The organism is Secundilactobacillus kimchicus JCM 15530 (genome assembly GCF_001433995.1).
GTDB classification, from domain to species: Bacteria; Bacillota; Bacilli; order Lactobacillales; family Lactobacillaceae; genus Secundilactobacillus; species Secundilactobacillus kimchicus.
On record NZ_AZCX01000006.1, the window covers coordinates 99,836 to 114,153 of the forward strand.

Genomic DNA, 14,318 nt, shown 5'->3' on the forward strand with positions numbered 1-14,318 from the left:
ATGAACTATGTCGGTAAGTAACAGTAATTGATATTTGACGTGCAGATGGCAAGTTAATATGCTATTCTAATAATGAAACAGCTGTGACACTCAACTGAAATTAATGTTCGTATTTTACTGAAAGAAATGAGGATTTCAATGCTTGAACGATATACCCGACCAGAAATGGCCCAAGTGTGGTCACTACACAACCAGTATCAATCTTGGTTAGAAGTTGAAATTGCCGTGGATGAAGCCTGGGCCAAACTGGGTGAGATTCCCGAAGAAGATGTCGCCGCGATTAAGGCTAAGGCAACGTTTGATGCCGACCGAATTGCTGAAATTGAAGCGGTCACCCACCATGATGTTGTGGCCTTTACCCGGGATGTATCAGAATCGCTTGGTGAGGAACGCAAGTGGATTCACTATGGGATGACCAGCACGGACGTTGTGGATACGGCCCAGGGATATCGCTTGAAGCAGGCCAACGCCATATTGCGTGAGGACCTCTTGCACTTACAAGCCGTGATTAAAAACCAAGCGTTAACCTATAAAGACACCGTCATGATTGGCCGCACCCATGGCGTTCAGGCGGAACCAACGACCTTTGGGCTAAAGCTAGCCCGTTGGTATTCAGAAATGAAGCGCAACATTGACCGGTTTGACCGGGCAGCCGCGGAAGTTGAAGCGGGCAAGATTAGCGGTGCGGTGGGCACGTTTGCCAATGTGCCAATCTTTGTCGAAGAGTTTGTCTGCCAAAAGCTGGGACTGCGAGCACAAGAAATTACGAGTCAAGTCCTGCCGCGCGATTTACACGCTGACTATATCGCGACCCTTGCCCTGATTGGGACGAGCTTGGAAGAATTTGCGACCGAAATCCGGGGGTTGCAACGCTCTGAGATTCACGAAGTTGAAGAACGCTTTAACAAGGGACAGAAGGGTTCGTCTGCGATGCCGCACAAACGAAACCCAATCGGATCCGAAAACATTACCGGGTTAGCTCGGGTGCTTCGAGGCCATGTTCAGACAGCGTACGAAGATGTGACGTTATGGCACGAACGCGATATTTCTCATTCATCGGCCGAGCGGATTATTCTACCAGACACGACCGCCCTGTTGGACTATATGCTGCGTCGGTTTGCCAGCATCGTTGAACGGTTAACGGTGTTCCCGGACCGAATGAAAGCCAACATGAGCCGAACCTACGGCCTCATTTACAGCCAGCGGGTCATGTTGAAGCTGATTGATGCTGGGTTAACCAGGGAAACCGCTTACGATTTAGTCCAACCCTTAACGGCTCAGGCTTGGGATGAAGGCGTTCAATTCAAACCGCTCGTTGAGCAGAACGAAACGATTATGGGTCATTTGACGCAGGCGGAGGTCGATGACGCGTTTGACTATCACTACCACTTACGACGAGTGGATGAGGTCTTCAAGCGGGTTGGTTTGACGGAGGAATAAAAAGTAATAGAGCTGGTCAGCTTTAATCGGGGTCTACCGATTAAAGCTGGCCAGCTCTATTTTAATTACATTGTTTTGCCGAAGAACCGGAATAAAAACCAAGCAACCATGCCCACTAGACCAAATAGTACCCAATAATACCTGGCCAACCATTCCCAACCGTTATTGACTTGCGAATATTGCCATTGACGCCACCGGTGGTTCTCGTGCCAATCTTTATCTGATTCGTCCGGGGTAGTGAACTTGGCAATTGTGTCCGAGAACGGATGTGTCGTTTTGGGAACTATCCCTAAAACAAGTTCGTCTAAACCAACATCTAAAATTTTAGCGAGTTGTTGCAGATTGCTCATATCGGGTTCTGAGTCACCAGTTTCCCATTTTGAGATGGATTGACGTGAAATCGATAGTTGCTGGGCTAATGCTTCTTGAGAAAGGTTTCTTTCTTTCCGAATACGGCTTAAATTTGCTGGAAATAAATTGTTTTTCATAGGGTCCAAGGCTCCTAACTAATTGATGAATTAAGTGTAGCAACAACGCCGGTTGCACACCAGAACATGTTGCCGCTCCGGGACTTGACACGGAGCAACTAGTAGTTGCAAACCGCGATATGGCGGGGATTGAAAGTAAATCGGTACTGGGCAACTCCCGCCCGCTACAGCTGACAAAAAAGGCCAGAGCACGAATGCTTTGGCCTTTTTTGCGTTTGGAAGTGTTCTATAGGTGTGGCCCAAACCAATTGTTTGGAAACCACTGAGGGGACAACTTCGTCTTTAGGGGGGAGATTAAGTTGTCGGTTTGATTGTTTTCCTGAGGGGGAGGAAGTTAACAATCATGAAAAGGAAGTGCAACTTGTCTTAGGGGGAGTATAGCAAGAAGTTCCTTTGCTATGATTTAAATATACCGAAAACTTGTGATGAAAGTATGAAGAAAAATGAACGGTTTTGTAAACTTTTAGTAAAAGTACGTTTTCAAAAAATGGTTGACTCGTTGCTGGTACTTTTGAGGATGCGCCCAAAAACTCTCAGCATGAGTGGCGTCTTTGACGATCCAAAGTTGCTTGGGCGCCTTGGTTGCCCGGTAGTTTTCGTAAGCCATTGAGACCGGGACATAGGTGTCTTGACTACCGTGAATAAAAAGAATGGGCCGGGTATTTTTAGCGAGTTGTTCCGTTGAAGAAACATCGCCTAAGTAGTAACCAAGCCGGGTTCGGTTAATGGTTGAGACGAGGGGCTCGATCGGGTATTCCGGCAAGTGGTACTGCTTATCAAGTAAGTACACGAGTTCTTGTTTGATACTGGAATACCCACAGTCGGCAATAATGGCTTTCACTTGGGTGGGTAAGTGTTCGCCAGACAGCATTTCAACCGTAGCACCGCCCATGCTGACGCCGAACAATAAAATCTTGGCGCTGTCGCCAACCTCGTGAATGACCTGGTCGATCCAGTCCAGATAATCTAGCCGGTCGAGCCAGCCAAAACTGATGTATTCGCCGGCTGAGTCACCATGGCCCCGGTCGTCTGGCAGCAAGACGTTGAAGCCCATGTCGTAAAACATTTTCGCAAAGTTCGCCATGGTCTCCCGGTTGCCTTTGTAGCCATGCGAAATGATGACAGTTTGCGTTGTCGTTTTTGGATTGGGAATGTAGCTTGCGACCATTTGTTTAGTTGCATCACCTTGATGTAAGTACCAGGTTTGCTTAGGAATGGCGCGAAACCAGTCGACGTAATCGTAGTATTGCTGCGCGTATTGTTGTTTTTCAGCTGAGGTTTCCGGGACCTGGCTGACACGTTTGAAGGCGATGTTGAACAATTTGTTACTCAGATAGATAGTGCCTGCCGCAACAGCTGCAAGCGGGACACCAAGGGTCCACGTGGATTTTTTCAACAGTAAGTCAGTCCTTTCTGGTGTTAAAAAACGACCGCCTAAAAAGGCAATCGTTTGGAAGTTAATTGTCGAGATAGAGGGCCTTCAGGTCAGCAAGGTCGTGGTCACTCACCGCTAAGGCTTGGTTCAGGTAAGTTTGCAGGTCGCCGTAGTTTTCACGAATAGTGGCAAGACCAGTATCGAAGTAGTCACCAGAGACGGTGATCAGCGACCGCAAGGAGTCTAACATCTCCGCGTTTAACCCGGCTTGACGCGCTTCATTAAGGCGGGCTTGAACCTGACTTTTCGTTAATTGATTAGTCATGAGATAGTCTTGTTTGATGGTGGCCTGATCGACCCCTAGCGCTCCTAAAAAGAGGGCGGCCCCCATTCCAGTTCGGTCTTTTCCGGCCGTGCAGTGGAAGAGCAAGCCCTCATCGGTCTCACCAGTGGTTAAAAGGGCGGCGAAAAAGGCTTGATAGGCGGCCTGGGATTGGCCATCCATGACCATGTGCCGGTAGACCTTTAACATCTCATCGCGTCCGGTTTGTTCGGTCATTCCGAGTTCGTCTCGAATTTGTTCGTTGCTCTTGGAATTATCGGTTTCGTCTTCCTTGAAAACAGGCAGGTGACGGTACGTAATCTGAGCCGGAATTCGGTCTGGCGCCGCAGCAACTTCAGTGTTGGAACGGAAATCGACGTCTAAACGGATACCGTAGTTAACCAAGTGGGCCTGGTCAGCATCGGTTAAGGCCGCTAAGGAAGCGGTTCGAATCACCCGGTGCCATTTGACCGTTTGGCCAGAAGCAGTCGGATAACCGCCTAGTTCGCGAAAGTTAACACCGCCGGTGACGTCGATAAGCCGTTGATTCGCTAGTTCCATTTGTCGTTTCCCCCTGAATTGTTAGTATCTGTCTCATTTTAACCTAGTTTGTCACAAATGTCAGTTTGTTGTTTTGAGACGTCCGACTTTGGTTCCGGTTTCAAGCGCTGTATACTGATGATAAGACGAAAATGATCGGAGGAGATCACATGAAAATTGGGATTATCGGTGGTAACGGAAAGACGGGGGCCAAGATTTACGCGGAAGCCATGAGTCGCGGCCATCAAGCAACGGCCATTGTCCGGTCAGCGCAAAAGGCTCAAGCGGTGCTGGGAGAAGACGCCAATACGTTGGAAAAAGACGCCTTTGACCTAACCCGTGACGATCTGACGGCGTTCGACGTTGTAGTGGATGCCTTTGGCTTGCCGCAGGGCTTTCCTAAGCCTTATTTACATTTGGACTTAGTTACTCAACTCGTGGCGCGACTGCGAGAAAGTAGCACTCGGCTAGTGGTGATCATTGGTGCTGCCAGCCTAAAAATGCCGGATGGCCGTAAGTTGATCGATCATTTGCTTGCAATGCCAGATCACGAGAGTTGGATTGGCACGCCATTGAATCAGACACACGAATTGGATTTCTTACAAATGATTGATAACGTCAGCTGGGTTGCCGCTAGTCCGTCCCGGGAGTTTGTGCCTGGCGACGCCACTGGCTATGTCTTAGGAACTGACAGTGTGCTGTTTGACGCAGACGGACGGTCTCACCTGACAACGGGTAATATGGCCGTCGCCATTCTAGATGAAATCGAAAGTCCCGAACATGAGCATGGGCGGTTTACAGCCCGCGACAAGGAAGTGTAGCGAATGAGTTTACGTGGTGACTGGCTTTTGCACAAGGCCAAAAGAGACCATCTCAAGTCATCAGTGGCGGCGAGCTTTGCCCGGCCGAGTCGTCAGGGTGACGAACTGGCGCCAGATAAATTTCCAGACTCAAGTCGGGTGTCGGTCCAGCAACTGACAAATAGTCGCTTGGTGACACTGGTTCCTAAAACGGAAACGGACCGTCACGTGGTGCTGTTTCACGGCGGTGCTTACCGGGTTCGCGGCTTTGACAGCCATCGGGACTGGATGGTGTATCTGGCGGATCAGCTTCAGCTCAAGGTGACCTACATTGATTTTCCGCTTTCGCCGGAATTCACCGTCGAAACGACAGTCCCCGAGACACTGGTAGCCTATGATCAGCTGGTGGCCCAATTTCCAACTGATCGCTTCGCTTTTTTGGGCGATTCGGCGGGCGGCGGATTGGCGCTGGTCATTTTGCAGCAACTCCGTGATCGGCAACAGCCACTGCCGGTCGGGACCGTTCTCGTGTCGCCGTGGGCGGATCTGGAGATGTCTGATACTGAGCTTGCGCGTCGCGAAGTTAACGATCCGGAGCTACCACTGACGGTGATGCAACACGTCGCTGCAGAGTATGCGGGCCAGCTGCCACTCGACCATCCGTGGGTCAGCCCGGTTTTTGGTGACCTTCAGCAGTTGGGCCGGATTGGGCTGTTTTACGGGACGACCGAGCTGCTAGTGCCTGATTACGATCAGTTATTTGCTGAGCTTCGCGAGGCCGAGGGAACGACCGTTGAGGTTTTTGCACTCAAAAACATGATGCACGATTATCTGTTATGGCTGAATTTGCCGGAGAGCAAGCGAACCTTTAGCTATCTTCAAGCGTTGTTTGAGTAAGTAAAAGCCCGCACGACTCGGTGGTCATGCGGGCAATGAGTTCAGTTAAGGTTGTCGGACACTGCGACTCGATTCTGCGACCCGGGCACTTCGTTCGATAAAATCGGCGAAAATGGCCTTGGAGTCGGCATGGTGCTTATACATGTTTTCCGGATGCCATTGGACCCCGATGATTTGATCGCTACCGATCGATTCCACGGCTTCGACAACTTGGTCATCCGCCCGGGCAACAACGCGTAGATTTGGTGCAACGTCTTTAACGGCCTCGTGATGCCGTGAGTTCACATAGGGCCGTTCGCCCACGATACTAATAATCTTGCTGTCATCAGCCACAGAAATGTGGTGCGATGGCATGTTGCCGGGTGCCAGCTGATCGTGTTTTAACGTCGCATGAGGGTCTTGTGAGAGATCCTGATATAAGGTCCCGCCCAATCCAACGTTGATCAGTTGCATGCCACGGCAGATACCAAGGATTGCTTTACCACTAGCAACGGCTTGTTTTAATAATTCAATTTCGAATAAATCGCGTTTCCGATAAGTAACACCTAGCTTTTCGTACGGTTCCTCACCATAAAAGGTGGGGTCAACGTCAGAACCACCTAAAAAGGCGACACCGTCAAATAGGTCCATGTAGTCTGGAACGTCAACTGGATCGACGCTTGGGAAAATGACAGGAACCCCGCCGGCCTTAACGACTGCTTCAATGGCCGGTCGTGGGGCGAAAGCGGCATTTCGTTCATTAATAATGTTGGTAGCTTCAGCCAGCGTATCGGCTGGTAAGGCAATTCTTGGTCGCAAATGCAGGCCCCCCTAACGATTAAAATATAATGAGTGAATCATAGCCCATTCCCGGCAAAAAAGCAATTAGCGCGTGTTGCACCCGCCACGGCGGTTAACAAATGCGTTAAAAAAGGGTAAATTGGGTATGTAACTAAATAATAAAAGAGGTAACGAATAATGGCAATGACTGAAAGACAACTCATTCAAGAGATACTCAATACAGTTGATTTGATCTATACGTTTGAAGACGTCGATGAAGATGCCAGCGAATACACAATCCTTGTCACCCAACAAGATGGTGACCGCCGATCACTTGAAACGGTGAACAGCGAAATGAAGCACTATTTCCAAGAAGCCAACTTTGATTACAAGGAAGAGTTGCACCCGACCAATGCGACGACCGCAGCGGACATTCGAGTGGTTATTAAACGAAACTAACTAACTGACGTCCCGCCCGGTATGATAGTGGTGGTGCGGTATGAGCCTAGCTGGCGGAACGGTGAGTTCTTGAGGCTGGGCTTTTTGGTGGGTTGACGGTGGGCTGTGGTTGAGGGCGTTGGTGGGGACTCTAAACGTGCTCCACAGCGCAACTTCCTCCTGTATAAGCACGATAGCCAAAACCTTCAGGCCCGGGAGCTTCCGGCTATCGCCCTTATACTCCGGGAGTTAACCGCGCTGTTCCACACTCTCAAATTCTAAACTTTCCTAAAATAACCCCTCAAACTACGCCTCACAGTCAATTCATGCTATGATGGCATTAGATTTTTGAAACCGCTTCCGCTTTTGCGGCGGCTATTATCATCTTGGGAGGAATTAGCATGGCAATGAAGGAGCCGGAGCATTACATACTCGCAATCGACCAGGGAACTTCCACGACGCGTGCAATGTTATTTGACCACAGCGGGCGCAAGGCCATTGAAAGTCAGCGTGAATTTCCACAGTATTACCCGCACACCGGGTGGGTTGAGCAGGATGCCAATGAAATCTGGAATTCCGTTCAGTCGGTGATTGCTACGGCGCTGATTGACGCTGGCGTTCACCCTGAGCAAATTGATGGCATTGGCATTTCAAGTCAACGGGAAACCACTGTTATTTGGGATAAGGTCACGGGTCAGCCCATTTACCATGCCATCGGGTGGCAGTCGCGCCAGACCGCGCCGATTGCCAAGAAGATGGTGGCAGACGGCTATGAGGACATGATTCACGAGAAGACCGGCCTTGTGATTGACTCCTACTTTTCGGCAACTAAGGTTCGCTGGTTATTGGACCACGTGACCGGTGCTCAGGAACGGGCGGAAAAGGGCGACCTCCTCATGGGGACGATTGATAGTTGGCTGGTCTGGAAGCTCTCTGACGGACAGCTACACATTACGGATCACACCAATGCTAGTCGGACGATGATGTTTAACATCCACACCCTGAATTGGGATGATGACATCTTGAAATTAATGAATATTCCGCGGCGGATGCTACCGGAGATTCACTCCTGTTCAGAAGTGTACGGGACAACCAAGAACTATCAATTCTACGGGGTTTCCGTTCCAATTTGCGGCTTAGTCGGGGACCAACAGGCAGCCTTGATTGGCCAGATGGCCTTTGAACCTGGCGACGTCAAGAACACTTATGGCGATGGCGCCTTCATGATGATGAATACGGGTGAAACGCCTCAAATCTCTGATAATAAGCTACTGACTACCATTGCATACGACTTTCAAGGCCACCTTAAATACGCGTTAGAAGGGTCAATTTTTGTTGCTGGAACGGCGCTGAATTGGCTCCATGACAGTATGCGAATTATTGACTCCGTACCGCAGTCTCGTGAGGTAGCCATGCAATCCACTAATGATGACGAGGTTTACGTCGTCCCCGCCTTTAACGGCTTAGGGGCGCCATACTGGGACCCGGATGCGCGCGGCGCGGTGTTTGGCCTCACGCGGGGGACTAATCGGAGTGACTTTGTTAAGGCCACGCTCCAATCCATTGCGTATCAGACAAAAGACATCGTCGAAACGATGCGGCGAGATTCGGGAATGCCAATTAAGGAAGTGCTAGCGGATGGTGGTGCGTCACGAAACCGGTATTTGATGCAATTCCAGGCAGACATCTTAGACGTGCCGATTGTTCGGTCGAGCGAAGAAGAGACAACGGCGTTAGGCGCCGCTTTCTGCGCGGGTCTCGCCGTCGGTTATTGGAAAGACTTGGATGAAATTAAAGCCATTCGAACGCCCGGCAGGCGGTTTGAGCCCAACATGCCGGATGAACGCCGCCAGGCTTTGTACCACGGTTGGCAGGTGGCAGTGAAGGCGACGCAGGGGTTTAAGGTATAGCGATGATGCACATTTCGACTAGGTAGCAGAAAGAGTCTCAACAAGCAAAATTTTTTCACAAAAAAGAAGCCTTCACTAAGGCTTCTTTTAGTTTTCCTTCAAATAATGTCCATTCACCAAAATCTCCCGTGAGCGTTGATCCGTTGGCTGGAACCCGCGGTTGAACAAGTGCTTGAAGTACATCATATTGTAGATGAACCCCCAGAGAATCTGGAAGAGCGTATCGGCGATGGCCCAGATGCGCGCCAGGTTATCCGGCGTTAGATTTGGGAGCGAGTAGACGCCCATAAAAACGCCGGCTTGCAAGCCGATCATACATAGGAAGTTGTACCAATCGTTTCGAAAAACGGGTACTAGAAATGTAAAAATAAGCGCAGTAAACGAGAAGCCAACCTTTCCAAGGCGCATCTCGCCCGTGGTGGGATCGACCACCGTTGCGTAGTTTGGTGGTAACGGCAGCCCGCCAGGACCACCTTGATTATCATCGTTGTTGCCAAATGGGTTTTGCATAACTGCCCTTCTTTCGCGCGTACTATCAGTAGGATAAGTTCATTGTACCCTATGCGTCAATCTTAGTGAATTTAACAACGGCTTCACAGCGGGCCGTTTGCGGCATCATATCAACCGATTGAATGTAGTCGACGTGGTACTTATCGGTCAATTTGACCAGATCCCGGGCCAACGTTGACGGGTTACATGAGATGTATACGAATTTTTTAGGGGTGTGCGTCAAAATGGTGTTGATTAAACCGTCATCAAGGCCGGTTCGCGGTGGATCAACGATCAAAGCGTCGAAGGTGAAGCCGGCGTCAAGCCACTTGGGAATGACGTTTTCGGCTTTTCCAGTTTCGTAGTGCGCATTATGAATGCCGTTGAGACGGGCGTTTTCATTTGCGTCGACCACGGCGTCGTCAATAACGTCCATTCCCCGGACTTCTTTGGCGGCATGAGCGATGGAAAGGCCAATGGTCCCGACTCCCGCGTACGCGTCGACCACGTTTTCATCCTGCCCAAGTTCAAGGGCGTTTAGCGCTTCATCGTACAGCTTGACCGTTTGGAACGGATTAAGTTGGAGAAAGGCCCGGGCGGATAGGTTAAACTGTAAGTCGTTTAAGACCTCACGAATCTGAGGTTTACCCGCCAGTAACTGTGTTTTTTCGCCCCATACCAGTGAGGTCTGATCAGCATTGATGTTTTGCATGACCGAGACCACGCTTGGACAGTCAGCGGCTAGTCGGTTTAAAATTTCGCCCATTTTAGGGAAGTCGGCCTGGGTCGTAATGAAGACAAGCTGGACTTCTCCGGTCCCGGCTGCGACCCGGACAACAACCGTTTTAACAAGGCCGGTATTGGTGGCTTCGTCGTAGATTGAAATATCTAAGTCTTGCAAAATCGCCACCACTGATCGCATGACGGTCATCGTTTCTGGCATTTGTACCGAACAGGTTTCCAGGTCAACTAAATCGTGACTGCCCGCTTTATAAAGGCCAGCTTCAACGCGACCGTTCACCTTGCGAACTTGGAATTGAGCCTTGTTGCGGTATTCGTAAGGGTGGTTCATGCCGATCGTTGGTTTAAGAACAAAGTTCCGGTAACCCTTTGGCTTGTACTTTTCCAGCGATTGAACGACGACGTCTCGCTTGTATTCAAGTTGCATCGGGTAGGCTAAGTGTTCGAGTTCGAAGCCACCGACCGTGCCAGCATAACTGTCCCGGGGAACGACGCGGTTAGGGCTGTGCTTTTTGATTCGGTGCACCGTGGCTTCTAAGAAACGAGGCTTAATTTTGGTAACAGTGGCGACGACCACTTCGCCGGGTAATGCGCCGGGGACGAAGACGAGTTTTCGCTTAAAATAACCGATGCCTTCGCCGTTAATGCCAAGTCGTTTGATGGTCAGTGGGAACCGTTGGCCAATTTCCACTTGAACGTCGGCTTGAGGTCGCCGGTTGGTGTTTGTTTGTCGATGTTTTTGAGTTGGTTTCATGATTCTCCTACTAATAAGTGGTGACGTTTTTAGTGCTGAAAGATATTGTAACACGTTTTGACAAGAGTGTGGAACAGGGCGGTTAGACTGCAGAATGTAAGAGCATCAGGTAGAAACTCTGGGTTTAGAGTTTTTACCTGATGCTCTTACATGGCCGCGGTCTGCCTTGTGTAACACGTTTCGGCTAGATAACAGCGAAGAAAATTTTTTTCAAACAGTCCATCACAATAAAACTGGAGGTCGACTTGACAACAGTTCAAGCCGGCCTCCAGTTGTTTTGCTGGAAAGCGATGTTAGTCTTCGTAGTATTGATAACGGATGCTGTAATGTTGGAGCTTTCCGGCAGGTAGTACCGTGTCGCCAAATCCATCGTGGTGGATGGCATCTGGCAAGGTTTGCGCTTCAGTTGCCAGAGCGTTGAACGGTCCGTCGTCTTCGTCCACGTTGGCGGTGAAAACCACTAATGCGTTGCGGTCAGAGTAAATCCCAACGCGGCGCTGGCTTTCGGTATCGCCTAGTACCGCAATCGGGGTTGCGTTGCTTGGCGTCACCTTGAAGGCGTCGTCAATCTCGGGGTGACCGTTTTCGGTCTTGATCTTGGCGAGGGCCTCGGTCACGGTATTGGCCGTCCGGAAATCGTAGCCGGTGCCGGCTACTCCGGCTAGTTCACCAGTTGGCAACTTCGTTTGTTCGTCCAGCACAAGCCGGTCGTTGCCATTAATTTGAAGTGTTTGATGGCTGAGATCGAACTGGCCTTCCGTTAGGTTAAAGTACGCGTGGTTAGTTGGGTTAAACAGTGTGTCAGCGGTTGATGACGCTTCAAAGGAGACCGTAACGTTATTTTCTTCATCAAACGTGTAGGTGATTTTGGCGTCGAGGTCTCCCGGAAAGTGATCTTCGGCTTCGCTAATGTGACGGGTAAATGTGACACTAGCGGCCAGGCCTAAGTCTTGCTGATCAGCATCCCAGTTTAAAAATGAAAATCCGTGAGGCCCACCGTGAAGCGTGTTGCCATTTTCATTTGCATCAAGGGTGACCGTCTTACCGTTGATATTGGCTTTGGCGCCACCAATCCGGCCAGCGACCCGGCCAACGGCCTTGCACAGGTAGAATGGCGTGTTGACATACTCTGCTAAGGTGTCAAAATGCACGAGTAGTGGTCGGCCATCAGCCACGAAGCTGGTCCAAGTGGCGCCGAGGGTCATGACGCTAATATAATTGCCAGCTTCGTTGGTCAAGGTGTACCGTTTAACGTCTTGTCCCCGATAAGTCCCGAAAACATCCGATGTAATTTGCATTCAAAAAGCCTCCTATGAAAACGCTTAATTACTGATAATTATACGCTACTTTTTCTGAAATTAACCTTAAAAACGACATTCTCTGAGTAAATCATACCTGAATTTAAAAGAGGTTGCGGGATTTTATACTTTCTCAAGAAAATATTCACACTTTAACAACAATTTCGCAACATTTTATGTGTAAGATTGGCGTTGTAGTTAAGTAACAAGAGAAAGGATGATTCACATGTTACTAGACGAAAAGGAAGCTATTGCGGTTCAACTTGTCAAAGTTTCAGCTGAAGAATTAACAGCTAAAACCGAAGACAATCAACTCATTACCATTAAAGCTGATAAAAAACAGCGCGCCGACAAATCATTCTGGCGCATTCTAAAAGACATTGCGAAGGAAAAAATTTGGGTGCCGGTGACCCGCGGCACGCATCAGCTGTTGCAGGATGACTGGTTGGTACCTGTCACTGGATAATCTCGAACCAGATATTTGGCAACGCCTCCAATAATGGGTACACTAATAGCAACACGAATAGAGGAGGCACAATTTATTATGGCTTTAACTGATACCTACACATTAAGTAACGGTGTTAAGATTCCGGTTGTCGGCTTTGGGACTTGGCAAACACCGTCTGGCGACGTCGCTTATCAAGCCGTCTTGGATGCCTTGAAGGCGGGTTATCGACACATCGATACGGCCGCTGCATACGGCAACGAGGAAAGCGTCGGCAAAGCCATCCATGATTCTGGTGTGAAGCGTGAAGACTTATTTGTGACCACCAAGTTATGGAATGCCGATCACGGATACGAAGCAACCAAGAAGGCGTTTGCGGACTCGCTGTCTCGCTTAGGACTAGAATACGTTGACCTATACTTGATTCACTGGCCGAACCCCGTGGATTTTCGTGACAACTGGGCTGAAGCTAACGCTGACTCATGGCGGGCCATGGAAGAATTCTACAATAACGGTCAAGCTAAGGCGATCGGGGTCTCGAACTTCCGTCCAGAACACCTGGATGAGCTACTAAAGACCGCCAAGGTGAAGCCGATGGTCAACCAAATCTTCTTGAACCCATCCGACTTACAACCGGCTGTTGTTGAATACAACGATAACCACGATATTTTATCGGAAGCCTACAGCCCGCTTGGTACGGGGAAGATTTTCCAACTTGAAGACCTGAAAGCCATTGCTGAAAAGTATGGCAAGTCGGTCCCACAGCTGGTCTTGCGTTGGCACCTACAACACGGTTTCTTACCGCTACCAAAGTCGGTTCACACCGATTACATCAAAGCTAACACAGAAATCTTCGACTTTGAGATTTCACCCGAAGACATGAAAACCATTGATGATCATCACGGTGCAGCAGGCTTAGCCACTGACCCAGACCAAACGACGTTCTAACTCAAATCATGTCCCAATTGAAACCACCCAGTATTTGGGTGGTTTTTTTACTGGTCCAGGATAGTGGTTCAGGGTAGTAGCGACGCTTCGTTCGCGGGTCGGTTGATTAGCTGGAACGTACCGGGCATCGATTTGAGCTCGTCAAAGCCGGTCTCAAATATGAGCCTTATGTGCCTGGCAGGCCTTACATTGAGTGGGTTTAAATCGCTGTTCTTTAGTGGGATTAAGATAGTGGTTCAGGGTAGTGGGGATGCTTCGCCCGCGGGTCGGTTGATTGGCTGGAACGTACCGGGCATCGATTTGAGCCCGTCAAAGCCGGTCTCAAATGCGAGCCTTATTGTAAGTCGGAAACCCCACCGACTAACAATAATTTCGGTACTGAGCCATCAACCGACCCCCGGGCTTGACGGTGGTGTCCGACTTTTTAATGGAATGACGATTTAGGTTGTGGAATGAAGAAACTGCTTGGCACTTTCGTTTGGCTGATGCTGTTACTGGTGCCGAGATTCAGCCAGTGGTTTGACAATCAGTTGAGCTACTTTCTGCGGCCGTCCCTTGCGTTGTCACAGCACACCAAGCGCCATCCAATTCATTGTCAAATCGGCCCACAAGTCATGAGAAACCGAAATTTTAGCCGATAACTGGTTGGGTGGGGTCACAAACACTATGTAATG

Annotated in this window: 14 protein-coding genes; 7 read left to right on the forward strand and 7 right to left on the reverse strand. The window is 49.6% G+C overall.

The features are described from left to right. Positions 1-138: 138 nt before the first annotated feature. Positions 139-1,440 carry an adenylosuccinate lyase gene (purB, locus tag FC96_RS08880; RefSeq protein ID WP_054661176.1) on the forward strand — a complete coding sequence of 434 codons (1,302 nt, stop codon included), beginning with the start codon at positions 139-141 and terminating at the stop codon, positions 1,438-1,440. Positions 1,441-1,505: 65 nt separating this feature from the next. On the opposite strand, the gene FC96_RS08885 is transcribed toward purB, so the two are convergent. From FC96_RS08885 to FC96_RS08895, 3 genes are all read right to left on the reverse strand, one after another. Beyond that, on the reverse strand, positions 1,506-1,928 hold the full coding sequence (locus tag FC96_RS08885; protein ID WP_054661177.1) for a helix-turn-helix domain-containing protein: 423 nt from the start codon (positions 1,926-1,928) through the stop codon (positions 1,506-1,508). A gap of 463 nt (positions 1,929-2,391) precedes the next feature. Next, a complete protein-coding gene (locus tag FC96_RS08890; RefSeq protein ID WP_056942736.1) occupies positions 2,392-3,324 on the reverse strand; it encodes an alpha/beta hydrolase in 933 nt (310 codons plus the stop codon). Positions 3,325-3,385: 61 nt separating this feature from the next. Then, complete coding sequence (locus FC96_RS08895; protein WP_054661178.1) at positions 3,386-4,186, reverse strand: tyrosine-protein phosphatase; 801 nt, start codon at positions 4,184-4,186, stop codon at positions 3,386-3,388. A gap of 149 nt (positions 4,187-4,335) precedes the next feature. On the opposite strand from FC96_RS08895, the gene FC96_RS08900 reads away from it, so the two are divergent. Continuing rightward, on the forward strand, positions 4,336-4,986 hold the full coding sequence (locus FC96_RS08900) for an NAD(P)H-binding protein (RefSeq protein WP_054661179.1): 651 nt from the start codon (positions 4,336-4,338) through the stop codon (positions 4,984-4,986). 3 nt (positions 4,987-4,989) lie between these two features. Then, positions 4,990-5,862, forward strand: a complete 873-nt coding sequence (locus FC96_RS08905; protein WP_056942737.1) for an alpha/beta hydrolase fold domain-containing protein — start codon at positions 4,990-4,992, stop codon at positions 5,860-5,862. Positions 5,863-5,907: 45 nt separating this feature from the next. On the opposite strand, the gene FC96_RS08910 is transcribed toward FC96_RS08905, so the two are convergent. Further along, positions 5,908-6,660: a gamma-glutamyl-gamma-aminobutyrate hydrolase family protein gene (locus FC96_RS08910; RefSeq protein WP_054661182.1), complete on the reverse strand. Its 753-nt coding sequence runs from the start codon at positions 6,658-6,660 to the stop codon at positions 5,908-5,910. Positions 6,661-6,825: 165 nt separating this feature from the next. Here FC96_RS08910 and FC96_RS08915 point away from each other — a divergent pair, with 165 nt between their 5' ends. After that, on the forward strand, positions 6,826-7,080 hold the full coding sequence (locus tag FC96_RS08915; protein WP_055679607.1) for a hypothetical protein: 255 nt from the start codon (positions 6,826-6,828) through the stop codon (positions 7,078-7,080). Between the two features lie 380 nt (positions 7,081-7,460). Beyond that, positions 7,461-8,969 carry a glycerol kinase GlpK gene (gene glpK / locus FC96_RS08920; RefSeq protein ID WP_054661183.1) on the forward strand — a complete coding sequence of 503 codons (1,509 nt, stop codon included), beginning with the start codon at positions 7,461-7,463 and terminating at the stop codon, positions 8,967-8,969. A gap of 87 nt (positions 8,970-9,056) precedes the next feature. Here glpK and FC96_RS08925 read toward each other — a convergent pair whose 3' ends face one another. The 3 genes from FC96_RS08925 to FC96_RS08935 form a co-directional block, all read right to left on the reverse strand. After that, the gene (locus tag FC96_RS08925; RefSeq protein WP_056942738.1) at positions 9,057-9,479 is read right to left on the reverse strand and encodes a DUF2628 domain-containing protein; all 423 of its coding nucleotides are present in this window, start codon (positions 9,477-9,479) and stop codon (positions 9,057-9,059) included. Positions 9,480-9,528: 49 nt separating this feature from the next. After that, positions 9,529-10,953, reverse strand: coding sequence for a 23S rRNA (uracil(1939)-C(5))-methyltransferase RlmD (gene rlmD, locus FC96_RS08930; RefSeq protein WP_056942739.1), 1,425 nt, complete (start codon positions 10,951-10,953; stop codon positions 9,529-9,531). Between the two features lie 293 nt (positions 10,954-11,246). Next, the gene (locus FC96_RS08935) at positions 11,247-12,251 is read right to left on the reverse strand and encodes an aldose epimerase family protein (RefSeq protein ID WP_056942740.1); all 1,005 of its coding nucleotides are present in this window, start codon (positions 12,249-12,251) and stop codon (positions 11,247-11,249) included. Positions 12,252-12,477: 226 nt separating this feature from the next. On the opposite strand from FC96_RS08935, the gene FC96_RS08940 reads away from it, so the two are divergent. After that, positions 12,478-12,717: a hypothetical protein gene (locus tag FC96_RS08940; RefSeq protein WP_056942741.1), complete on the forward strand. Its 240-nt coding sequence runs from the start codon at positions 12,478-12,480 to the stop codon at positions 12,715-12,717. A 78-nt stretch (positions 12,718-12,795) separates the two neighbouring features. Continuing rightward, on the forward strand, positions 12,796-13,644 hold the full coding sequence (locus FC96_RS08945) for an aldo/keto reductase (RefSeq protein ID WP_056942742.1): 849 nt from the start codon (positions 12,796-12,798) through the stop codon (positions 13,642-13,644). Positions 13,645-14,318 lie beyond the last annotated feature (674 nt).

Excerpts from the sequence above, each read along its gene's own strand:
- FC96_RS08945 (WP_056942742.1), top strand. The coding sequence starts at position 12,796 with ATGGCTTTAACTGATACCTACACATTAAGTAACGGTGTTAAGATTCCG.
- FC96_RS08885 (WP_054661177.1), bottom strand. The coding sequence starts at position 1,928 with ATGAAAAACAATTTATTTCCAGCAAATTTAAGCCGTATTCGGAAAGAA.
- FC96_RS08905 (WP_056942737.1), top strand. The coding sequence starts at position 4,990 with ATGAGTTTACGTGGTGACTGGCTTTTGCACAAGGCCAAAAGAGACCAT.
- purB (WP_054661176.1), top strand. The coding sequence starts at position 139 with ATGCTTGAACGATATACCCGACCAGAAATGGCCCAAGTGTGGTCACTA.
- FC96_RS08935 (WP_056942740.1), bottom strand. The coding sequence starts at position 12,251 with ATGCAAATTACATCGGATGTTTTCGGGACTTATCGGGGACAAGACGTT.
- FC96_RS08915 (WP_055679607.1), top strand. The coding sequence starts at position 6,826 with ATGACTGAAAGACAACTCATTCAAGAGATACTCAATACAGTTGATTTG.
- FC96_RS08895 (WP_054661178.1), bottom strand. The coding sequence starts at position 4,186 with ATGGAACTAGCGAATCAACGGCTTATCGACGTCACCGGCGGTGTTAAC.
- FC96_RS08940 (WP_056942741.1), top strand. The coding sequence starts at position 12,478 with ATGTTACTAGACGAAAAGGAAGCTATTGCGGTTCAACTTGTCAAAGTT.
- FC96_RS08925 (WP_056942738.1), bottom strand. The coding sequence starts at position 9,479 with ATGCAAAACCCATTTGGCAACAACGATGATAATCAAGGTGGTCCTGGC.
- FC96_RS08900 (WP_054661179.1), top strand. The coding sequence starts at position 4,336 with ATGAAAATTGGGATTATCGGTGGTAACGGAAAGACGGGGGCCAAGATT.
- glpK (WP_054661183.1), top strand. The coding sequence starts at position 7,461 with ATGGCAATGAAGGAGCCGGAGCATTACATACTCGCAATCGACCAGGGA.
- rlmD (WP_056942739.1), bottom strand. The coding sequence starts at position 10,953 with ATGAAACCAACTCAAAAACATCGACAAACAAACACCAACCGGCGACCT.